Consider the following 22867-nt stretch of genomic DNA (forward strand, 5'->3'; position numbering starts at 1 on the left):
GGACTTTCTCGGCGCTGCTAAGCGGCAACGCCTCGATTGTCGTCCGTCCGGCGACGCGAGCGCCCTGCTTGACAGATGATATGGCTCGCCTCGCGTGCCGCGACAGTCTTCTTCGTGTGGGGAGGTCGTCGCCATAAGTAACTGTGTCCGCTGGCGGACCATCGGACTGAGCGGGATCAGCTATTGGCGCCGTTTTCTTGTCGGAGCCTGCCGCAGGGTCCGAGCGACTAGGGTCTAATTTTCCGTTCATACAAATACTGTTGGATTGGGCCGCCGCGCGCCCCCACCCATTGTCTTGGCGCGCCTGCCCAACTCAATACAATATGAGGGGGCACAAAGCTCAAGAAAAATAGCGATACATCACTGAGGCACAAGCTTCGCCGCATCATTGGCCAGCGTGCGGAAGATTTCGGGCCGGTCCTTTAGCTTGGACAGGTTCGGATGGTCGAGAAAGCACTCCATGTCATGCTTCCACTGGCTGGCATCGAAGCGGTTCCCATTTTCGAATGAGCGCTCCTCGACTTGCCCGACAAGCTGCTCCAGCCGGGCATTGTAATTCCGTCCGCGTTTGCGCAGCGCCGCCGACAGGGCATCGCTCACGAACATGCGGCCACGATAGCGGGCGTCGAGCAACGCGAGGTCTCTAAAGGCGCGATACAGGTCGCGCGTGTGAGGCACATTTCGATTCACAAGAAGTTTGAAGGCAAGCAGGTTGCCGGAGATCGAGGGATTGGCATCGGTCTCGGTGACGGGTGCCATGGGAGGGACATCAATGCGGTTAAAGAAGTCCGCGACGACGTCCTGCTGGAACAGCTTTCGTCTGTCATACCCGACAAAGATCGCGTCATCCGAAAAGCGCTTCCACAGATCTACGAACTTGGACAGCGGCCTACGAAAGTGTTTCTTGCAATATTGTGTCAAATTTCGCGTTTGATTGGAATTCTGTACGTTCTGGGCGTAGGAGCTTGATGCATACTCCAAATACTCTCTTAGGTAACAAATGCTCGTTATGCGATAAGGTCTTATTCTTTTTGACGGAAATACGTAGTGTTTCAGGACTTCATTCGGCCAAGCTCCAGAGTCTCCAAAAAAATATAGCAAACGATGGGCAAGTAATACTTGTTGAAAATTCTCGCTACTCAGGATGAGCCTGTCGAACGGCGCGACTTCCTCCTCGAAGGCTGCTCTCAGCGCCCGAAGCTTCGGGCCGAACAGGCCGAGATTGCAGCAGGCGCGCGCAATTTCGTGGTGGGCAACACCATTTCCGCATCCCGTCTTCGGGTAGCAGATTCCCCTGGCCACAAGCGCAGCTCTATTGTTGCTGAGGTAGTGTTGTAGGGAACTGGTGCCGGTTTTGGACCGCCCAATATGCAGAATGAGTTCCTTGGTAGGTCCCATGGTATTTTGGGATGACTCCACGGCTTGCAGATCTTCAGCTGTCTGTACCAAAAAAATGGGGCTGGGTCAGATACGGTCTTTAGTCCACAGAAGCAATGGGCTACTGGTTCAGGCCGTTTGCCGAGAGACTACCCTTGAAAGCATCTGCCGGACCAGCCTACCGCATCTCATCGCAGCAGTATGAGCCGCATGTCGACGGTCTTCGTGCCGTGGCGGTTCTCGCAGTTCTGCTGTTCCACCTCGGTGTGCCGGGCTTTCAAGGCGGCTATTCGGGCGTCGACGTCTTCTTCGTCATCTCGGGATATCTGATTACCAGGAAGATCGTGAGCGAGGTCGAGGCGACGGGCCGCTTCCGGTTTGGCCATTTCTACATGGCACGCCTGCGCCGAATTTTCCCAGCGCTGCTGGCGACGCTTGTGCTCACCGTACTCGCAGCCGGGTTGCTCCTGCCGGGCCCCGCTGCTCAGCGTGTCGGCAATGAAGGCGTTGCCGCGCTGCTATCGGTGTCCAATATCTTGTTCTGGCTGCAGAGCGGCTATTTCGATGCGGCGAGCGACTCCAAGGCTTTGCTCCATACCTGGTCGCTCGGCGTGGAGGAGCAGTTCTATTTCGTCTGGCCCGCCGTCATCCTCGGGCTCGCGGTATTGCGGCCCGGTCGGGCACTATGGGCGGGGCTTGTTGCCCTCGGCGCTGCCAGCCTGAGCGCCAATATTCTGGTCGTTTGGTTTCGGCCCGGCTGGCTCCACGAACCGATATCCGCGATGTTCTTCTTGATGCCCTTTCGCGTCTACGAATTCGCAATTGGTGCGGCCGGTGTCTGGCTCGTGCGCGAAATGCCTTTATCGCGAACGGTCCAAGAAGCGGCAATGCTCTTCGGCTTGGTGCTCATCGCTTGGACCGTTGTGCTTCTGCCCGCCGAGGTTCCTTGGCCGTCTTGGTGGGCCCTTGGTCCGTGCGTGGGAGCGCTGCTTGTCATCTTGGCGGCACGCGCGACCTTCGTGGGCAGCATGCTGACGAACCCCGTCGCGGTTGGCATCGGGCTGATCAGCTACTCGCTCTATCTGGTCCATTGGCCGATCATTGTCTTCTATCGCAACCTGACATTCCGGGAACCGAGCCCTGCCGCCGCGGCCGCCATGCTCGCCGCGTCGATCGGTCTGGCGTTCCTGTTCTATCGGTTCATTGAGCAGCCCGCCCGGCGCAAGACGAGCTGGCTGTTTCCTACGCGCCGATTCGCGCCCGTCGTGGCTGCCGGTGCCGTCATCACGGTGGCGTTGGCAAGTGCACTTGCCACAGGTTTTTTGGGGCGCGACGCCGGGCTCACGGCCGAGCAGATTCAGGGGGGAAAGAGCGCGCGTTTCGATCTCATCCGGAAAGGGTGTCGCATCGACAAGATCGACAGTTCAGAGCGCTGCCACATGGATCGGCCGCTCCAAGTCCTCGTTTTCGGCAACTCGCACGAGCCTGATGCCTACAATAGTCTCGCAACGCTCTACGGCGATGCAGACGATGTCAATTTGATCTACTTCAGTACGATAAATCGTTGCGACCTTACGCTGGACGAGGCCGGCATCCATTCGTCTGCCAACCACGCCGAGTGTCCCGCGCGCGCTGCGGTGCTAAATCGGCCAGACTTTCTCGAGAACATTGATATCGTCGTGCTGGGCCAGAACGATCCGTTCGGCGCCTATGCGCGCGAGGCGTGGGCTGTTCTCAAATGGATGCAGACGCGCAATCCCAACATCACATTCGTTGTGATGGGCCCATACCTCAATCTTTCGGCCGATTGCCCAGATTTGGCAAACCGTTTCGGCACGCTCGATGTCTGCAAAGCGAAAGAGAACGTCACGGTCGCAGATTTTGACGGTCCCAAAACCAATCAAGTCCCAGAAGCGGATACGTTGGATTTCCTCTTCATCGACGAGATGGCACTTCTGTGTCCAGAGGGAACGCTGAAGTCCTGCATCGTCGAAACGGACGGCGAGCCCTTCAGCTACGATATGCACCATCGGTCCCTTCCGTTGTCGAGGCTGATCGCGCGCCGCATGGCAGAATCTTACGGTGCGGATCTAGAGAAGATCGGCTTTCCTCCCGTTGGCCGCTAAGTCGCGAGCACGCTTGCGTAGATCTCTTCGAGAAAGCGCGTCATCGAGCGGTCGTCGGCTCTGGCTACGATGTGGGAGCTGATGGTGTCGTAAAGGTCAGGCTCCGTGGCAAGACGGTTGATTGCCTCGGCAAGCGCCATCGCCGTGATGTCTTTGGTCAGAATTCCTGTCTCGGAGTCTACGATTTGCTCGGTAATGCCACCTGTCGGCATGGCAACGACTGGCATGCCATGCCCCAGCGCGGTCGCCACGACCCCGGATTGGCTTGCCTCGACATGGGGCGAAGCCATGACATCGTAGCGGTCGAGAATCCCAGAGACTTCACTCTCGTCGATCCAGCGGTTGATGATCTCCGCACCGAGCGCTTCGAGCCTGGCTCGTTCCTTTCCGAGGTCACCTGACCCAGCAAGGCCAAGTTCGATATCCATGCCTTGACCGTGCAGAATCTCGATCGCGTCGGTCAAATGCGCCAAGCCCTTGTAGGACATGACCCGGCCGAAGAAGAGGACACGCAAGGGCCGGGTACGATCCCGTACTCGCTGTTTCAAGGTATTTTGAAAAGCAAGGTCGGGATGAAAGAGCGGCACGGTCCGCTCGCGGGTAGCTTTGCGCTGTTCCACGAGCTTGTCGGCGACGTTTTGGCTCAAGGTAATCACGGAATCGCCGTGTTTGGCATCGCGCAAGAGCCAGCGCGTTGTCCAGGCCGTGGAATCGCCTGGATGAGGCCGGGCATCGTGGATGATCGGCGCGTATCTGATCCCCAGTCCTTTTATGGCTGGTGCCAGGAGAGGCGTCCACACATGGGGCATGAGGGCCACGACGGCGTCGGGCCGGTCTTGCTGCAGCCGGTCCAAAATCATGCGGCGCGCAGCGAAATAGTTGCGCGCCACGCTGACGGGTGTCGCCCGCGAAAAGGTCGGCACCGAAAAAACGGCATCAGTGTCCTGATCCTTTCCACCGACGGGACCGTCGTCCGAGACGATGAAACGCGACACACGTGCCGAATCTCGATCCGCCGCAGCGATCAACTCGCGTGTGAACTGGCCGAGAGAGCCCCTTCGGCCGAGATACAGGAACGTCACCGATGGTTTCGACGCGGAAATCTGAGTGGTCCTTTCTTGTGTGTGCGGCCCCTCAAAGGTCCCCATTTGCCAGCACCTATAGCCCAAGTGCAAACACGTTTATGGGATCGGCTTGCACCAAGAGCCATTCCGGCTCTCGCCCGTCACTGCAACGCGCTTCCGCACCTCGGCTGCGTTCGCAGCCGCGAGCCGGATCCTACCTTGCATCGCACCAGCAGGTCCGGGCAGGTCGCCGATAGCGGGAATACGAAGGTCCTGCGCAATGCCGACCCAAAGTGGCCGGTTTGCCGTGTACGTCTTGTCCTTGTGGAAGGACCTCGGCGCAAAGACAGGTCTGGCAAATCCCACGACGTCGCCGGTATCGTCTGTAAAATACACCGTGGAAATCGGCGCGGCCACGACGCCCTTCCTGAAGATCCAACCCGTGACCAGCCACTCGTCGGCGCGCGGCGTTTCCGATATCGCGACGCGAGAAACACAATCACGTTTCGCATCGGCCGTGGATGGCGGAAGGCTGGAGCCGTAGCGTCGGGCCCAGCCGCTGGCGAAGACATTCGTCTTCCGTTCGATCAATTCATGCAAGACGCGGAGCCATACGTCAGTCCGGTTGTGCCACAGTTGTGTTGCGGTCGGACGGCTATCGCGATTGACCGTCATTTCCGTGGTTAGGCGCGTGTCGTAGGCTTGTACGGCACGTACTCTCCTGTCGACGACATTGAGATTGACGATCACGAGCACGGTCGCGAGCAGCGCGAGTCCTGCCGAGTATAGAATGCGCTTTCTCGCCATCCCAGCGGTCAGGCGATCGACCTCCAGAATGCCCCAGCCGACAATGCCGAGATAGAAGACCGTCGACCATGTTGCGAACCGCGGAGCGAGCGTCGCGTTCTCTAGGTCCTGGCGCCCTACGGCAATGAGAAAGCCGGCTATCAAAGCGAAACAGCACAGTAAGAGGAAAAATCGCGCACCGAGGAAGTTGCGATCGTATGGATCGCCGCGCGTCAATGCGAGGTGCTGCACGGTTCCGAAGATCCAGACGACCACGGCAACGGCCCCGATCGCACAGGCGACATTCCACCGCCCCGGATCGCGGAGGTGGTGGAAAAGTGGCGACATCGCGTTGCCGACTGCCACGAGCACTGCGGCGGCAAGTCTGGCTATCCCTGGGACGCGATCGACGGGGGTTCCACTCGTTCCAACACCCAGACAGAGTGCTGCACCGACGAGGCCTACGACTAAATACAGCATCACGACGCGCCAGCTTGCGCGGGTCGCGATGGCCCCGAAAAAGCCAAGGCTCCAGGCAGCGACACCTGCGGAAAAGCTCGTGCCGGCGATGGCCGCGGCAAGGACGAACAAGATCATTGTTTTGACTCGGTCGAGCCGTCCCGAGAGCCCGCTTGCCGCAAAGGCCGCAAGGCCTGTGCTGAGGATCGCCAAGTGATTGTGGACGCCGAGGCCCCAGAACTGGGTGACGGGCTGTAGCAAGCAGAACGGGAATGCGATGATCACGGCTGCGGTCGCAAGGCGGATGTCGATTGGAGCCTTGCGGTGACGAAGCGTCGTGTCGGCAGCGGCTGCGGCAACCAGCCCGAACAACCCCAGGAAACCGATATTCACCAGCGCCAGGTTGCTCATGCGGCCGTCTAGGTAGATCTGGTTGGCGTACATCAGCGCATTCGGCACGATCAGCAAATGCCCGTTTTGGCGATTGAAGATAGCCTCCATGGGGCTGCGCAAGAAATAGTCGTTGAGCTGCCGCCAATCGTCTGCGATGGGCATTGGATGCACGTAGAGCACCATGCAAACCATGGCGAAGTACGCCGACAGGGCAGCGATGATTGCGGCGACAAGAGCTAAGCTGAAACGGGAGCCCTCTTGGTCTGCCGGCTGACCCTGAAAGACCCAGAATTTGAGTAGCAGGTAGTTAGTGGCAAGTACGACCGGCAGGGCGAGAGCCTGCGCCGGGAGCGGGTCGGCCATCAAGACGGCCCAGTAGAAGTGCACCAGTGCGAGATTGACGCCGCAGCTCGTAGCGAGCGTCAGCACATACCGGAAAAGTACGGACCAGCTAACGCCGCTATGGCCGAACACGATCTTCGCGTAGCTCAGGAAATGCGGCGGTACGAGAATTGCGAAGGCGATGACCGCGGACAGCCCCGGCGTCAGTCCGACGACGCTCACCAGGACGTAGTAGACCAAGATGTTGGCGGCCGTGATGGTGGCGCCGACAAGCAGAAAATACGCAAACTCGGCGCTTGCATGTCTTTGGGAGGCCGCCGTTCGCGTCACGGGTGAAATCTCACCTATTCCGTGGGTTCGCTATCGTCGGAGCGGAGAATGTAGAGTGGGCGTTGTTTCACCTCTTCATAGATGCGCCCAACGTACTCCCCGATAATACCGAGCATGATGAAATTGATCGAAGAAAAACCTAACAATATGAATAGGTTGAGGTAATAGCCGCGGGGGTTTCGGCCAAAGGCGAAGTACTCGATGATCATCCACAACCCAAGCAGCGCGGCCAGCAGGACGGCCAGAATCCCCACATACGTCCACAGCCTCAACAGTGTCGTGGAATGGGAGGCGATGCCTTCCACGGCGAAATTGAACAAGCGGGCCGCATTGAACTTTGTAGCGCCGGCTGCGCGGCATGGGCGTTCGTAAGGGACCGCGACGCTTGGAAAGCCGATCCATGCATAGAGCCCCTTCATGAAACGATGCCGTTCCTTGAATCTACGCAAGGCCGCCACCGCCTCGGGGCCGAGCAACCGGAAGTCCCCGGCGTTGACAGGCAGGGGGACACTGCTCAACCGGTTGAACACGGCATAGAACAGGGACGCGGATGTGCGCTTGGCCCAACTGTCCTCTTGCCGGCTGATGCGCAAGCCATAGACGTTCTGATAGCCGGCTTGCCACAGCTTGTAGAAGTCGCTGATGAGCTCCGGCGGGTCCTGGAGATCTGCATCGATAAAGACGAGCGCGTCTCCCTTCGCCGCATCTAGCCCGGCCGTCATCGCGAGTTCTTTGCCAAAGTTCCGAGAGAGCCGAAGTCCACGGATCCGTGGGTCGGCACTCTCTACCTCGCGGACCTTAGCCCACGTTTCGTCCGTGCTGCCATCATCGACGCAAACGACCTCGTAGCCGACGCCGATTGCATCCATTGCCGGTAAGAGGCGCGCCAGAAATATGCCGAGGACATCGGCTTCGTTACGCATTGGCACCACGACACTCAGGACGGGCTTGCCTGCTTCGACTGTCTCATCTGCCATCGAGTTGCCCTCGCGCCTAGCGGATGGCCATGACTCGTTCGAACTTGTCGTCCTCGTAGATCACCTGCACGTCGGAAAACGTGTCGATGAGTGTCTGCTTGCCGTCTGTCCCGCGACGAACGTCCACGATGACGCGACCGCCTGGCCTGAGCAGATCCACGACGAGGGCCAGATAGGTCTCGAGCGGAAAGTGAAATCCCCAAGCAATGAGAGACGTCACCAGGTCGACCTGTCCTTCGTAGCGGTCGCGTAGTTTCTCGGCCTCAGCGGCATCGAAGACATCGATCCGGTCTGGCGGATGACCATTGAGGCAGAGTGACTGCCGGGTCAGATCGAGGGAATTGTAGACGGCGGCGACTTCATGGAAGCCGTACTGAATGGGATCGATGCCGGTCTTGTCGAGCAAGAGGACCTTTGGAGCTTCCAAACCACGATCGCGCTGGTACTTCGAGAGGTAAATCTCCAACCCGCCAATACCAGGCCCGATGCCGAGCACAACATTCAAGGGTTCGGGTAAGTACGGCCGTATCCTCTCGAACTCGGTCTTCATGACCTTGCTGTAGGACGATAAAATCCGATCGCTTCGGAGCGTCGGCTCGATCGTCGATGCATAGTAGAGGAACGCCGTTTTCAGAAACGGGACCTTCTCGTAGATCCCATAGAGAAATTTCCCAAGCCCAGAATAGTGCAAATTTCTCCCAATAGATTGAGTTTCAAGTCTTTGAAGAGAAATATACTTTGCGGCCTGTTTTGAAATTTGTATTTCCTGCATACTAAACAGCCCCTCCCCGCGAATGCGGGCCAGTTTCTACAGGATCGAAGTCCCTATACAGTTGGTTCGCCGGTGCAGGCGCATTTGAATGGTTGCGCAATCCTATCCCAGGCTCTGTTGGTAGCAGTGAATACGATTTTGCCAACAGTCTTTTTTCCGGGCGATCGATGGGTGGGTGGACGAACGATGGGGCCGGAGGCTGCCGGAGAGGACAATTGGTACAATGAAGTTCTTCTGGTAATCCCGCGCATCTGTCTAGCCTAGAGCAGCTCGGTTCAGCCGCTACGCTAGAAGAGGGCAGTCGTATCTGAGGCCAAAGCAGGGGTCGGGGTGAACATTACGATCATCGAAGAAGTTTAGCCGCGCCGGCAACAGTGCAATCGGCGTTGCGTGACGGCGCAATAGTTCTCGAGGGAGGCGGTGACCATGGTACGTTGTCGACGAACTCCAGCACGGTGGCTGTAATGGAACCTGATGCGTATGTCGAACTTGCCAGGACCGAAGATCGTCACTGGTGGTTTGTGGCCCGCCGGGAGATTCTGTCGTCCCAGATAGAGCGATTGGGCTTGCCGGGCTCTGCGCGGATCCTCGAGATCGGCAGTGGAACAGGCGGCAATTTGCGTATGCTCTCGCGCCACGGCAGAGTCTGTGGGATGGAAATGGATGGCACCGCGCGGGAGCTCGCCGTTTCGAAGACGGGCGCCGAATTCGACATCAGACCTGGTGCGTGCCCCAACGAGGTGCCCTATGTCGGTGACACATTCGACCTGGTATGCCTGTTTGATGTCCTGGAGCACATCGAAGAAGACAGCGCGACTTTGGAGGTTGTAAGAGGGCTGCTTGCCGACCGAGGGCATGTCCTCGTCTCGGTCCCCGCATATCAATGGATGTGGAGCGCGCACGATGAGTTTCTCCATCACAAGCGGCGTTACACGGCGCCAGAGCTTGCAGAGAAGCTTCGCGGCGCGAGCTTGAGCGTTGACCGAATTACCTACTTCAACACGCTTCTCTTCCCATTCGCCGTGGCTGCCCGCTTCGCCAGCCGGGGCCGTTCGCCTGGTACTGGGATCCCCTCCGATGCGATCAATAGCGCCTTGCGCCAAGTGTTTTCCTCAGAACGACGCCTGCTGCAGAGCTTCGATCTCCCGTTTGGCTTATCTCTCCTCGCCATCGCCAGTGCGGCGTAGCCTAGCGCCGCCCTGCCCGCGGCTTGCCCGAAAGGCTGTTGTCACAAAATTGTTGCCCAAGTAGTCGTATTGCAACAATCGCGAAACGGTCATGGCGACGGTTGGCGTGCGCACGGACCACCTCCCTTCAAGTGGGCTGATGCGTTCGTAAGGGCGCCAAGCACCCATCAAGTATCCTTGCTGGCCAGTGCTCCACCCCCAATGTGGCCGCTGACTATTGTGCCGATCCTGCCGGGGTACTATTGGGGGGCGTCAAACGGTTCGATCGTCTACAGGGCTGCTACCCAGGAGAACTTGCGTGAAGATTTGCATGATTGGCGCGGGCTATGTCGGCTTGGTTTCCGCCGCTTGTTTTGCCGATTTCGGGTGGAACGTCATCTGCGTGGACAAGGACGTGGATCGGATCGAGGGGCTTAAGAAGGGCCTTATCCCGATCTACGAGCCGGGCCTCGACGAACTGGTCGCGCGGAATGCCGAGGCCGGTCGCATGCTATTCAGCACCGGGCTCGCCGACGCCGTGCGCGATGCGGATGTCATTTTTCTGGCTGTGGGGACCCCGATGCGCCGCGGCGATGGCTACGCGGATCTGAGCTTTGTTTACCAGGCATTGGAAGACTTGGCGCCGCACGTCCAGGGCGACACGGTCGTCACCACAAAGTCCACGGTTCCGGTGGGAACCAGTCGCGAAATCGAGCGACGCCTGAAAGAACTACGTCCGGATGTGAACTTTTCTGTCTGCTCGAATCCGGAATTCTTGCGCGAGGGCTCCGCCATTCGCGATTTCACACACCCCGACCGTGTACTCGTCGGTGTCGATACCGCGCTCGGCCGGAAAGTGATGGAGCAGCTTTACCAACCGCTCGCGTTGCGCAACGCACCGATCGTGTTCACCAGCCGCGAGTCGGCGGAGCTTGCGAAATACGCCGCGAACGCCTTTCTTGCCATGAAGATCACGTTCATCAATGAGATTGCCGATCTGTGCGAAAGGGTTGGTGCCGACGTTGGCGAGGTCGCCAACGCCATCGGCGCCGACGGCCGCATCGGTCCCAAGTTTCTGCACGCGGGGCCAGGCTATGGGGGGTCATGCTTTCCGAAAGACGTGAGCGCGCTTGTACGAACGGCGCGTGAAGCAAAGTCCCCGCTGTCGCTGATCGAGCAGGTGGAAAAGGTCAACGCGGAGCGCAAGATTTCCATGGCCTCGCGTATCGAGCAGGCTCTCGGGGCTCGGTGAAGAACCGGACGGTCGCCATCCTCGGCGTGACCTTCAAGCCAAATACGGATGATATGCGCGAGGCGCCGAGCCTCGTTGTCATTCCGATGCTGCAGGCGAGAGGGGCAAAGGTTCACGCCTGCGATCCGCAAGGGAAAGCCAATGCCGAGGCCATGCTTCCGGAAGTCGAATGGTTTGCGTCCGCAATGGATGCCGCCAAGGGCGCCGATGCGCTTGTGGTACTGACGGAATGGAACGAATTTCGAGCGCTGGACCTGAAGGGTCTGCGCAATGCCATGAGCGGCGACGCGCTGGTCGATTTGCGGAGCGTCTATTCACCGACCCGTGCCGCCGCCGCAGGCTTCAAATACACTGGTGTAGGGCGCGGCGCGGCCGACGAGGAGTGGCGGTAGAGGCGCGATGCTCGACAGGTCGTTTGCGTCCTACGTGCCGGGCGCTGATCAAACACCGTAATAAGAGCGGTACCAGGCGACAAACTTCTCGATCCCGTATTCGATTGGGGTGTTCGGCGAAAAGCCCATGTCGTTTGCGAGGTCGGAAATGTCGGCAAAAGTTTCCGGCACGTCGCCCGGCTGCATCGGCAGAAGTTTTTTCTTCGAGGTTCGCCCGCACGCTTGCTCGATGCAGGCTATGAAATCCATCAGCTGGACCGGATTGTTGTTGCCAATGTTGTAGAGCCGATAGGGGGCCGTCGACGTTGCGGGGTCTGGATTTTCGCCCGACCAGCCTGGGTTGGGCGCGGCCACTTTGTCCGCCGCGCGCACCACGCCGCTGACGATGTCATCGATATAAGTGAAGTCGCGCGCATGGTGGCCCTCGTTGTAAACGTCGATGGGCTCATCGGCCAATATCCGCTGCACAAATTTGAACAGGGCCATGTCCGGACGTCCCCATGGTCCGTACACGGTGAAAAATCGTAGACCCGTCACCGGCAACTGATAAAGATGCGCATAGGAGTGGGCCATCAGCTCGTTGGCCTTCTTGCTTGCCGCGTAGAAGCTCAGCGGGTGGTCGACATTGTCGTGGATGCTGAACGGCACATGCGTATTGGCGCCATAGACAGAGCTGGACGACGCAAACACGAGGTGCTCGATTGCGCTATGCCGGCATGCCTCGAGAACATTGAAGAAGCCGACGAGATTGGATTGAACGTACTTCTCAGGGTGTGTCAGTGAATGCCGAACCCCGGCCTGCGCCGCGAGGTGTATGATCCGCTGGGGCTTGGCGTCGGCGAACAGCTTTTCGACGGCGGCCCGATCGCCAACGTCTCCCCTAACAAGCGAGAACGCATCGAAGGGAGCCAACTCCGCCAGTCGTGCTTCTTTCAGCACGACATCGTAATAGTCATTCAGATTGTCGAATCCGACGACCGTATCGCCGCGTTCCAACAGGGCCTTGGCAGTGTGGAAGCCGATGAAGCCAGCGGCGCCCGTAACAATGACTCTCATTCGCTTGATTCCCCGCCATGAAAACTTCTGAGCCGGATGAAGCGGGATAGCCTTTCCCAGAATCCAGGCAATATTGGTTCAATGTAGCGCTTAGGAAAGAAGGCGCGATCAATCGTCGGAAGGTGACCAATGTCCACCCAAGATGGGCCGCAGTCCAGCCGGTCTCGATAGAGCTTTTCGATCCAGTTGAAGTGGTTCTCCGACATCGATGCGCCAAAGGGAACGAGCCAGGTGTGGGGCCGGCCATAGAGCCGCTCAGGGACCGCTCCGATGGCCGTGGCAAGGACTGGAAGACCCATTCGCATCGCGTCGGAGAGCGCGTAGCTATGTGTCTCGGGCTGAGTAAATGGGAACCACGCGAGATGCGGGTCGATCTTGCCGACAATCTCCGGCAAATCGGAATGCTCGTAGGCGCCGTGTACCGTCACCTGCTCGATGGCGCGCAGCTGTCTTTCTCGGTCAGGATCAATCTCCCCAAGGCAGTGGACTTCGATCGGCAGCTGAGCCTGCCGGATGCGTTCGATGACATTCAGAACGATGTTCACACCCTTTACCGGATTGGGACGTCCCAAAAATAGGACACGCATGGCTTCGCCTCTCGCGAGCACCGGACGCTTGACGGATTTTCGGTTCAGTTTTTGAGCTTCATAAACCCGTGTCGCGATGACGGGCCTCTCGGGGATGAAGCCCTGGAGCCGGTTGGCGAGGTCGCCTGAGATCGCTATAAGCCGGCCCGCACCGAGCAGGAGCGGCGGGACCTTCCCCCGCCAAGATGCTTGGCTCTGCGCGACCGCCTCGTCGCCGACGAACATCCCCTGGTCGTCCTCGAAATGCGGCGTGTCCGAAAAGTAGTGGTAGTCCGTGAAGGTCACGTCATAAGATATGTCGAGGCCCTTCAGCAGGGTGCCGATCGTCTTTCCGAACCCAATAGTCTGGATGACGTTGGCGCGGCGGAATCCATAGGCCCTCAGGTGCTCCAGAGGCGCTTCAAGTCCGGCCGCCACATTGAAGCTGATCTCGGAGTCATACGGACGTGTGCTGGAGACGTGGATGGTCTTGTCGTTCTCGCCCCAAGCCCAGACAACGGTTGCCCGGTTTGAGATCATCTCGGCTAGTTCGATGGCGAAGCGGATCGTCCCCCCGCCCCAAGCATGGACAACGAACAAGAGCTTGGGTGCCTCGTCCAAACTCGAACCAAATATCATCCTGCAGCCGTCCCTTCTGTCACCCAAGATTCCAACAGCCCGAGGTCTCGAGCGTCCGCGATGATGCATCCCACCTTTTTCCAAATTGTGCCACCGCCATGCGACACTGTGCGGGACATCGTCCCAGTTCGGACCGGCGCCGTCCGGAGCTCGCGCTCCGGTTGACGTAGGCCGAGTTGGGAGCTAGTAGCCCCCATTCACTGCACCGTCTGGCGATCATCGCGGCGGTTCATTGCCGTGACGGTGTCGAGAGGCAGTTGGAAGGGTGGCCGCTACGATGGGTAAGAAGGCTTTGGTTACCGGCGTCACGGGTCAGGACGGCGCCTATCTGTCGAGATTGCTTCTCGAAAAAGGCTACGAGGTGCATGGTCTTTTTCGTCGCAGTGCCTCTGCGGACGTCATCGGGGCTCGTCTGCGGTGGCTTGGCATTATCGACGACATCAACCTTCAGGACGGCAACCTCACCGATCTCGCCTCTCTCATTCGCATCATGCGCGATGTGAAGCCTGACGAGGTCTACAATCTGGGCGCCCAGTCCTTTGTGAAGTCGTCTTGGCAGCAGCCGCTGCTCACCGGCCAGGTTACGGGCATCGGCGTCGCCAATGTCCTGGAGGCTGTCCGCCTGGAGTGCCCGGAGGCGCGCTTCTACCAGGCCTCTTCCTCGGAAATGTACGGACTGATCCAAGAGCCACAGCAGAACGAGAAGACGCCGTTCTATCCACGGTCGCCTTATGCCGTTGCGAAGCTGTACGGCCATTGGATGACCGTCAATTATCGGGAGAGCTTCTCGCTCCATGCCTCCAGCGGCATCCTGTTCAATCATGAGTCGCCGCTGCGCGGAATCGAGTTTGTGACGCGGAAAATCACCGACGGTGTGGTGCGCATCAAACTTGGCATGCAGGACAAGCTTGCCCTGGGGAACCTGGATGCCAAGCGCGACTGGGGCCATGCCCGCGACTATGTCGAGGCGATGTGGTTGATGCTGCAGCAGGAAACGCCCGACGACTATGTCGTTGCGACGGGACAGACCGTGTCGGTCCGGGACTTCTGCCGTCTGGCATTTTCCCATGTCGGTCTGAATTTTGAGGATCACGTGACCGTCGATCCGCGCTTCATGCGGCCGGCAGAGGTGGATGTTCTGCTCGGTGATCCGTCCAAGGCCAAAGAGAAGCTGGGCTGGACGCCGAAGACGACTCTGGACCAATTGGTCGCCGAAATGGTCGAGGCCGATCTTGGCCGCTTGTCAACACAGAGCTGAGTCTAGGTAAAACTTGTCCGGGCCCAAGGAGCATCCCATGAGGGTCATCGTCACCGGTGCGGATGGCTTTGTCGGCCCGTATGTGCTGTCCGCGCTCACGCAGAGATTCGGCGATGCCATGGAGCTCGTGCCCACATCGCGTGTGTCGATGCCGGACCTCGGGGGGCAGAGCGTTGTTGCCCTCGACATAACCGACGCCCATGCTGTTCACGCGCTGATTTCCGAAGTTGCCCCAACCCACGTCGTGCACCTGGCGGGGATTGCCGCCCCGACGGAAGCCGCCCGAAACCCTGACGCCGCCTGGGACGTCAATCTGCATGGGACGTTGACCATCGCGCGCGCTCTGATGACACTCGCGCCGGAGGCCAGCCTGATCTTCGCGGGCTCCGGCCTCGCCTACGGGCTTTCGGGCAAGTCCGGCGAGCCGCTTGATGAAACGGCGATACTGGCACCAGGCGATGAGTACGGGGCCACGAAGGCCGCGGCCGACATTGCGCTTGGCGCGTTCGCCACGCGGGGCTTGAAGGTGATCCGCTGCCGACCCTTCAACCACGCTGGGCCCGGGCAGTCGGAGTCTTTCGTCATTCCAGGGTTCGCGATTCAGATTGCGCGGATCGAGGCCGGCCGGTCGGCGCCTGTCATTCGTGTCGGCAATCTCGATGCCGAGCGCGACTTCCTCGATGTTCGCGATGTCGCGAGAGCCTATGCCAGCGCAGTCGATCACGCGGCAGCGATTGCGCCCGGCACTATTCTTAACATCGCTTCCGGAGAACCGCGTCGCATCGGCGACATCCTCGATGCGCTGCTCGCCCTTAGCCAGAAACAGATCACCGTGGAGCAGGATCCAAACCGTTTGCGCCCAAGCGATGTGTCTCGAATAACCGGCAACGCTGCCAGTGCCCGCGCGTTGTTGTCCTGGACCCCGGAAGTCCCATTCGATGTTACCCTCGCGGATGTCCTCGACGACTGCCGCGCGCGGGTTTCAGGGAGCTAGCTTGCCGAGGGGATGTCGTTGCCGACTAAGCCAATTCCAGTCATCCCAGTTTGGACTCGGTCTCGGCGATCGCACGGTTGCTCCGACCGTGAAGCAGCATGGCCAGCGCGTCGAATGTTCCGTAGTCTGCCTCGTGGACATGTCTTACCGTTCTCCACCTTGAATAAGGCCATTCCGAGGATATGACACTGAAAAGCGCCCAGATCAGCGGCTACTGTCGGATACCGCCGTCGGGGCTTCCTGACGACTGCTCGTCGCTGACGCGGAATGCAGTAGATGCAGGTCTGAGTGGAAATCTGAAGTGCAGCAGGTTGGCCCAATACGGAAATCGGCGCGTGGCGTTTGCGCGGCGCTTTGTGTCCAGGGGTGCGGAACTTCCGACGTCTTCCGTGGGTGAATCACAATGACGACCGAGATTGAATACCAGCGCCAATTGGAATCGCAGATCAAGCAGTACGAAGCTGTGGAAGTGATGCACAATCTTCCCGACGCAGCACAGTATCTGCTTTCGCGTTATCATCGGTCGCGGGTCAGAGACGTCTTCGGCGTAGAAAGCGTGCCAGGCATCTATGCGAAGCACATCGCAGAAGCGGTGGACCGCTCGGGCCAGTGGCGTGCCATTAGTCTGGGCGCAGGCTATTGCGCGCAAGAAATCGAGATCGTGAAGTGGGCCAAGGCGAACAACCTGTCCGACTTTCAGATTGTCTGCCTTGAACTGTCGCCGCTCTTGGTACAGCGTGCCCGGGAGGCTGCACGCTCGGAGGGCGTGGAGGATTTTGTAGTTGTCCAGGAAGCGGACCTAAACAAGCAGTGGCCTATCGATGGTCCAGTCGCAGCCGTCATGGTGCATCAGGCCCTGCATCATTTCGTCGAACTGGAAAACATATTTGGGCAAATCGATGACCTGATGCATACCGAGGGAAGTTTCATCACCATCGACATGATCGGGCGGAACGGTCATAGGCGCTGGCCCGAGACCTTGGGCGTGCTACGTCAGATATGGACGGGCCTGCCCGAACGTGTGAAATGGGATCACGCGCTAAATAGATTGGACCGGTGGTTTGAGAACTGGGACTGCTCGGTGGAAGGGTTCGAGGGCATTCGTGCGCAAGACATCCTGCCTGAACTCGTCAAACGTTTCAGGTTCGAGAAGTTTTACGCCAACGGTGGCATCATCGACATCTTCTACGACCGGCGCTTCGGTCCAAACTTCTCCACGAGCGATGATGAGGATTGTCAGTTCCTCGGTGCAGTCCAAGCACTGGAGGATCACCTGATCGACGATGGGTTCATCACACCGACACAAGGGTACGCGGTGATGCGGCACCTCCAATCGTCGTCATGTCCACCGGCGCCCATTTGCTTTAATGGACGCACGCCGGAGAAGTGCCTACGGCTCGACGATCGCAATGTAGAGCTTCCCGTTTCGATCCTGGACAGGCTCTTTTCGTCTCCATATTCCGGGCAGCCAATGCTGCCGCCGCTATTGCGGGTTGCCGCGGGTGAACCGCTTTCGTTCGGTGACCGGCGCGAGGGCGTGCAAACGATGCGATGGGGATGGGCCCAGCCAGACCCAAATTTCACATGGTCGCTCGGGTATGATTCCGCGCTTGAGTTCCAGGTGGGCGACACAGTTGACCAGCTCCGCATTGACTTGGTCGGGCTCCTGCCACCGACCGGAGAGCAACCCATATTGACGATCAGGACCAATGGCCAATCGGTGACCACGTTACCAGTCGGCGCCGGTCGACAAGAGCACCTTGTCAAATTGCCGTTGCCCCTAATGAAAGGCACTAGGGCACTCTTGGAATTCGAAAATTCGCGGCCCAGACGTAGAGACAATGACGGAGGCGAGGACGCACGTCAGATCGGATTCGCCCTTATATCGCTGACGCTCGACAAGGGCGAATCCTGAACCTAGGCCGCACGTTCTCTCCGGAACTCTCCCTTGCGATGAAGGCATGTCCCAGCTCAGGTCACCGTGCATCCAGGGTCCCGTGTGTTTCAGGCGAATATGCACACGTGACGGGCAGCCTTCAACAGAGCTTATAACATGTGTAGATCATGCCTCGTTTCTTGGTGCGCTCAACGGCCTCGCACACTGGGGTGCTGGCGTCCTATTTGGCGTAGGGCTCATCAGGCCAAGACGGTCAGGTGTTGACTTTGAGAGTCCCCAACCAAATTGTGCGATCGGGGGGTAGGTTCTTTGCAATCAAGGATTGTTGGGCTAGGGTCGGGCGGCTTATGAGTGACCAGCGGGATTCCGCGTACGCCTAATGTGGGAAAATCACTTTGAGTCGTCTAGAACTAGGCCACGTCGTGACAAGACTGCGTGCGGCGCTTTTCCAGCGCGAGCTAGAACTTACTGAACTGCGTGCGCAACTTGATACACTTAGCAGCAAAGCTGCCAAACAGCAGACGTACCTCAAGGACGAACTCGCTACCTTAGAGTCCAAACTGCATGAAGCGCGCCTTTCTCCGCTGACCTGGATGGCACGCACTTTTGTCGCCCGCCTGCTCTATTTCTTGGCAAGGCGGACGTCGCTCTTTCCAGATGGTTACCGCCGTCGATTTCAGCTTTCTGCGGCGAAGCGCGACCCGCGTCGCAGCGAAATCAATCTTGCAGCAGTTGTCGCGGACTTGGATGCCATTGCCGTCACGTCATTGGACGAAAAGAAAACTGCGCATCGCCAAGCGTGCAAGGCTGCCTTGGAGGAATTTCTATCCTCGAAGCGGCAGCTCGAATTTGTAGTTCCCCAGGCTCCCAAAGTGAGCGTGGTCCTGATTCTCTACAATCAGGCTGAGCTTACACTCCAGTGCCTAAAGTCACTTCAAGCGTTGGATCGCGAGGACCTGGAAATCATCATTTGGGACAATGGATCGAGTGATGATACTTGCCGGCTACTCAAGCAGCTCGATGGCGTAAATGTCCTGTTCAATGATAGCAATATTCACTATCTGCGCGGCGTGAATTGCGCCGCATCAAAAGCAACGGGTGAATACCTTCTGCTCCTTAACAACGACACCGTCGTTCACCGCAATGCGATTAGGGCGGCGACCAATCGTTTGGATTCGGAGCCAGACCTGGGGGCCGTGGGTGGACCCATCCTATTGCTCGACGGCACCTTGCAAGAAGCTGGCAGCATCATTTTCCATGACGGAAGCTGTTGTGGTTATGGAAGGGGACGCAGCCTGGCCGAAGCCCAGTTCCAATTTTCGCGTGACGTCGACTTCTGCTCCGGGGCGTTCTTGATGGTCCGAAGGACTATTTGGGAGGAGTTGGGGGGGTTTGATGACGCCTTTGCGCCCGCCTACTACGAGGAAGCCGACCTATGCATGCGAATTCGAAAGAATGGATTCCGCGTTGCATACGAACCGAAAGCTGTCATCACGCATGTTGAGTTTGGGAGCAGCGCGTCCTCCGACGAGGCGATAGCGCTTCAAGTTCGTAATCGCCACATCTTCTTCGAGAAGCACAAGTCGACGCTCGAAGCGGACCACTCGAACCACACAGACGACTCCCATGTCACGACAGCTCGGTCGGGGGGGGAGAGACGAATTCTTGTTATCGACGATAGTATTCCCGATCCTTGCTTAGGCAGCGGATTTCCGCGGGCCCGCGAAATGGTTGAGGCTATCGCCGTTGGCGGATGGACAATTACCTTTTACCCAATGGTAACGCCGGTAACTGACTTCGACAGTGCCTATGCAGTTGTGCCTCGGACCGTGGAAATTGCGGCGACCTTTGGCCCAGAGAATTTGGCGAGATTCTTGGGAACGCGCTTGGGCTTCTTCGATGCGGTATTGGTCAGCCGTCCCCACAACATGGCAGCGTATAGAAGAGCGTTGGAAATCCTTCCCGAAGAGTTGCAACGGGTGCCTGTGATCTACGACGCCGAGGCGGTGTTCGCCCAACGTGAGGCCATGCGTCAAATTGAGGTCGAACTGAGAAAGGAGATCGCGCTCACGAAAGGTGTCGAGACAGTGTTTGCCGTCTCAAGCCAAGAGGCCCAGGCTTTTCGAGAGCACGGCGCTGCCAATGTAGAGGTCTTGGGTCACTCTTTGGCACCCACGCCACTTGGGGGCAATCGCGGGCTTCGCTGCAATATCCTCTTCGTCGGTCGGCTGACTGATGACGGTTCGCCGAACGTCCATTCCCTGGAATGGTTTGTCCGCAATGTAATGCCCAAGCTCGACGTGCTGATTGGCACCGAGTGGATCTTTAAAGTGGCCGGGAGCACAGGGGCCCAGTCGCTCGACAGACTGGACACAAGTCGTGTCGAGTTCTTGGGACGCGTCGATGATCTGACTGAACTCTACTCGAGCAGTCGGCTGTTTGTCGCACCGACGCGCTTTGCGGCCGGCATTCCCTTGAAGGTCCAAGAGGCTGCTTCAGTCGGCCTGCCAGTTGTCGCGACGCCGATACTGGCCGAGCAATTGGGCTGGAGGGATGGCGCGGAGTTGCTTGTGGGAGACAGCGCGAACGACTTTGCAGAAGCCTGCGCGCGGCTTTGGACAGACGACGCACTATGGGCAACCATCCGCGAGAACGGACTTGCCGCCATCGCAAGGGACTGCAGCCCAACCCGATTCTACTCTACCGTCCAGGCAAGTCTGGCTGCTGTCGTCAAACCCTGATTGAGATTTCAGGCAACAACCTCGGCACGTCGGCCATCACTGGGAACGCTTGTGAGGTAGGTGTGGCTGGCTCCAGGTCCTCTCTTCAAAGTTATGAGTTACCTCCGCTCCCCTTAAGTCTGCGCCATCGTATATCGCGTTGCAAACTCGTGTGGTGTGAACCTTTGGTGGCCGGTTGAGACTGTAGTCGGCGGGACGGCCTGCAGGCACCCTCTAGCGAGCTCGTCAACGGCCGCTAGTACACGGATCCGTCGCCTGCCTTTAAATGCAGCCGACAGGAACACCAGTCACCAGCGCTGGATGGCATCTTGCGGCGAACATTAGCCGTCTCTCCACCCGCTTCCAGCTCTCTCAGTATCCTAATGATTTGCTCATCCGTGAACCGGCACGGATTCATATCCTCCCTTGAGAGATGGCGGATTCGGCCCAATCTTGGAAGAGATTCCGGAGTTCACGTCAACATCCATCCGCACTATGCCGTCAGCATGCGCAATCCCGTGCCTGGAAATCTTTTAGAGAAGTCGCCGCAGCGTGCTACACGCTCAATACGATAAATTGACAACCGGCGAGAGAGGAAATGCTTGATCAGCCAATCATGGCCTCGCATAAGGCTCCCTATCTCAAGAGCTCTTGAGATCTGACCATTCCGGTCCTTCGCCGGCATGGGTCGTGTTGCAGCGTCACTGGAGGCTATCCGCCTCACGCAAAGAGCTAGCCCGCTCAAACTTGCATCGCTGCTTCGATGTCGAACAGCACAATCACACCTATCACACCCAGGGGGGAAAGGACCGGGGTCCCGCATTCATTCGAAGAGATGCTTGGTTCAAAGGAAATCTTAGGAAAGTAAGAGTGTCATATGTGACCATCTTGTCAAAAATAGCTCTACCCTAGTCAATCTTAGATGAGTACAATTTTTGCTTTCGTTATGATGGGTAATATTTGTGACCAAGGTTTCGGTTATCCTATCGTCGTTTAATCACGGCGCTTATATTAGGAACTCTATTGAGAGCGTTCTAAATCAAAGTTTTCGTGATTTCGAGCTTGTTATCTGGGACGACGCCTCCAAGGACGATTCCTGGGATATTATTTGTAGTTATAAGGACCCCCGAATTCAAGCGTTTCGCAATCCGGAGACGCGACGGGGTATATTTGGCTTTAATAAGACAATATCAGAAATTGCTCAAGGCAAATACATCGCGATACATCATTCTGATGATGTCTGGGAGCACGATAAGCTAGAGAAGCAGGTCTCCTTTCTGGACACGCATGAAAAAATTGGCGCTGTTTTCAGCAATGCTCTTGCAATAGACGAACGCGGAGAGCCTTTATCTGACGGAAGTCACTTCTACTCCAATGTATTTGAGCAGGAAAATCGAAATCGATTTGAGTGGTTGCGGGCGTTTTACTTGACGGGCAATTGTTTGTGTCACCCAAGCGTCCTAATGCGCAAGACCTGTTACGACGACTGTGGCTCCTACCGTTACGGTCTGGCGCAGCTTTGTGATTTTGATATGTGGGTTCGCGTATGTCTTAAGTATGAAATCCATGTTCTGCCGGAACAATTGGTGAAATTCCGCGTACGTGACGGCCTGGCAAACGCAAGCGCCGACCGCGAGGATACCCGAATTCGCTCCTTATTTGAAACGTACAAGATCCTTGATAACTATCGCTCAATTGGAGATTTTGATCACTTCTGCATCGTATTTCCGAATGCAGCTAAGTATTGTACGAAGGATAACTTTTACGCAGATTATGCATTGGCAATGGTGTGTTTGGAGCATGATCCAACAGGAACTGCATCTATTTTCGCACTAGATATTCTATTTGATAATATAGCGGATCCTGAACGCGCAGATTTGCTGTCAAAAAGATTCGATTTCGATTATAGGAATTTCGTAGTACTTACAGGCAAACACGATGTTTTCTCGCTGGAAGCAGCCAGAAAACGTCGACAGCTGGGTGCGTTGCTAGAAGAGCGGGAACGGGCGTTTGGGGAGCTAGAACAGACACTGGAAGCGCGCGACAAATTGTTCGTCCGGTTGTCCAGGATGCACTCGGAAGTGCTCAACAGTACCAGCTGGCGCATCACCTTGCCGCTGCGCTATTTGGCCTCCAGCCTCCGCAGTCTATGCCGCAGGTTTGCGGATTGATCGCCGCCCAACAACGCTGAGGCTCCTGGTTAGGAGCGAAGAAATGCGAATCGTAGGATCGATCCAAGAATCTCGACTGCTCGATCAGGCTGAACTATCCGGTGGCGCAGGTAGTACGACGCCAAGAGAC

14 protein-coding genes and 1 pseudogene are annotated in these 22867 nt (G+C 57.8%); 8 read left to right on the forward strand and 7 right to left on the reverse strand.

Going from position 1 to position 22867, the window contains the following annotated elements; translation table 11 throughout:
- Window positions 1-360: 360 nt before the first annotated feature.
- Complete coding sequence (locus tag DCY11_RS15500) at window positions 361-1398, reverse strand: hypothetical protein (RefSeq protein WP_159079880.1); 1038 nt, start codon at window positions 1396-1398, stop codon at window positions 361-363.
- 134 nt (window positions 1399-1532) lie between these two features.
- On the opposite strand from DCY11_RS15500, the gene DCY11_RS08150 reads away from it, so the two are divergent.
- Complete coding sequence (locus DCY11_RS08150) at window positions 1533-3503, forward strand: acyltransferase (RefSeq protein WP_159079881.1); 1971 nt, start codon at window positions 1533-1535, stop codon at window positions 3501-3503.
- Here the strand turns inward: DCY11_RS08150 and DCY11_RS08155 are convergent.
- The 4 genes from DCY11_RS08155 to DCY11_RS08170 all read right to left on the reverse strand — a co-directional run bounded on the left by DCY11_RS08155 (window position 3500) and on the right by DCY11_RS08170 (window position 8545).
- Window positions 3500-4585 carry a glycosyltransferase family 4 protein gene (locus DCY11_RS08155; protein ID WP_159079882.1) on the reverse strand — a complete coding sequence of 362 codons (1086 nt, stop codon included), beginning with the start codon at window positions 4583-4585 and terminating at the stop codon, window positions 3500-3502. The genes DCY11_RS08150 and DCY11_RS08155 overlap by 4 nt on opposite strands.
- Window positions 4586-4684: 99 nt before the next feature.
- The gene (locus DCY11_RS08160) at window positions 4685-6877 is read right to left on the reverse strand and encodes a GtrA family protein (protein WP_159079883.1); all 2193 of its coding nucleotides are present in this window, start codon (window positions 6875-6877) and stop codon (window positions 4685-4687) included.
- A 14-nt stretch (window positions 6878-6891) separates the two neighbouring features.
- Window positions 6892-7854 carry a glycosyltransferase family 2 protein gene (locus DCY11_RS08165; RefSeq protein ID WP_108682473.1) on the reverse strand — a complete coding sequence of 321 codons (963 nt, stop codon included), beginning with the start codon at window positions 7852-7854 and terminating at the stop codon, window positions 6892-6894.
- Between the two features lie 16 nt (window positions 7855-7870).
- Window positions 7871-8545 carry a hypothetical protein gene (locus DCY11_RS08170; protein ID WP_108682474.1) on the reverse strand — a complete coding sequence of 225 codons (675 nt, stop codon included), beginning with the start codon at window positions 8543-8545 and terminating at the stop codon, window positions 7871-7873.
- A gap of 545 nt (window positions 8546-9090) precedes the next feature.
- Here DCY11_RS08170 and DCY11_RS08175 point away from each other — a divergent pair.
- The gene (locus tag DCY11_RS08175) at window positions 9091-9813 is read left to right on the forward strand and encodes a bifunctional 2-polyprenyl-6-hydroxyphenol methylase/3-demethylubiquinol 3-O-methyltransferase UbiG (RefSeq protein ID WP_108683742.1); all 723 of its coding nucleotides are present in this window, start codon (window positions 9091-9093) and stop codon (window positions 9811-9813) included.
- Between the two features lie 298 nt (window positions 9814-10111).
- Window positions 10112-11436: pseudogene (locus tag DCY11_RS08180) on the forward strand (UDP-glucose/GDP-mannose dehydrogenase family protein).
- A gap of 48 nt (window positions 11437-11484) precedes the next feature.
- Here the strand turns inward: DCY11_RS08180 and DCY11_RS08185 are convergent.
- Both DCY11_RS08185 and DCY11_RS08190 read right to left on the reverse strand, forming a co-directional pair.
- Window positions 11485-12492: an NAD-dependent epimerase gene (locus DCY11_RS08185; RefSeq protein ID WP_108682475.1), complete on the reverse strand. Its 1008-nt coding sequence runs from the start codon at window positions 12490-12492 to the stop codon at window positions 11485-11487.
- Window positions 12489-13679, reverse strand: a complete 1191-nt coding sequence (locus DCY11_RS08190) for a glycosyltransferase (protein WP_159079884.1) — start codon at window positions 13677-13679, stop codon at window positions 12489-12491. Before DCY11_RS08190 ends, DCY11_RS08185 begins: the two co-directional genes overlap by 4 nt.
- A 295-nt stretch (window positions 13680-13974) precedes the next feature.
- Here DCY11_RS08190 and gmd point away from each other — a divergent pair, with 295 nt between their 5' ends.
- The 5 genes from gmd to DCY11_RS08215 all read left to right on the forward strand — a co-directional run bounded on the left by gmd (window position 13975) and on the right by DCY11_RS08215 (window position 22737).
- Window positions 13975-14955 (forward strand): GDP-mannose 4,6-dehydratase, encoded by a 981-nt coding sequence (gene gmd, locus DCY11_RS08195; protein ID WP_108682477.1) that lies wholly within the window; start codon window positions 13975-13977, stop codon window positions 14953-14955.
- A gap of 37 nt (window positions 14956-14992) precedes the next feature.
- Window positions 14993-15949, forward strand: coding sequence for an NAD-dependent epimerase/dehydratase family protein (locus DCY11_RS08200; protein ID WP_108682478.1), 957 nt, complete (start codon window positions 14993-14995; stop codon window positions 15947-15949).
- Between the two features lie 403 nt (window positions 15950-16352).
- Complete coding sequence (locus DCY11_RS08205) at window positions 16353-17864, forward strand: class I SAM-dependent methyltransferase (protein WP_108682479.1); 1512 nt, start codon at window positions 16353-16355, stop codon at window positions 17862-17864.
- A 404-nt stretch (window positions 17865-18268) separates the two neighbouring features.
- Window positions 18269-20587 carry a glycosyltransferase gene (locus tag DCY11_RS08210; RefSeq protein ID WP_108682480.1) on the forward strand — a complete coding sequence of 773 codons (2319 nt, stop codon included), beginning with the start codon at window positions 18269-18271 and terminating at the stop codon, window positions 20585-20587.
- A gap of 941 nt (window positions 20588-21528) precedes the next feature.
- Window positions 21529-22737: a glycosyltransferase gene (locus tag DCY11_RS08215; RefSeq protein ID WP_159079885.1), complete on the forward strand. Its 1209-nt coding sequence runs from the start codon at window positions 21529-21531 to the stop codon at window positions 22735-22737.
- Window positions 22738-22867 lie beyond the last annotated feature (130 nt).

Origin of the sequence: Methyloceanibacter sp. wino2 (assembly GCF_003071365.1) — a bacterium.
GTDB lineage: Bacteria > Pseudomonadota > Alphaproteobacteria > Rhizobiales > Methyloligellaceae > Methyloceanibacter.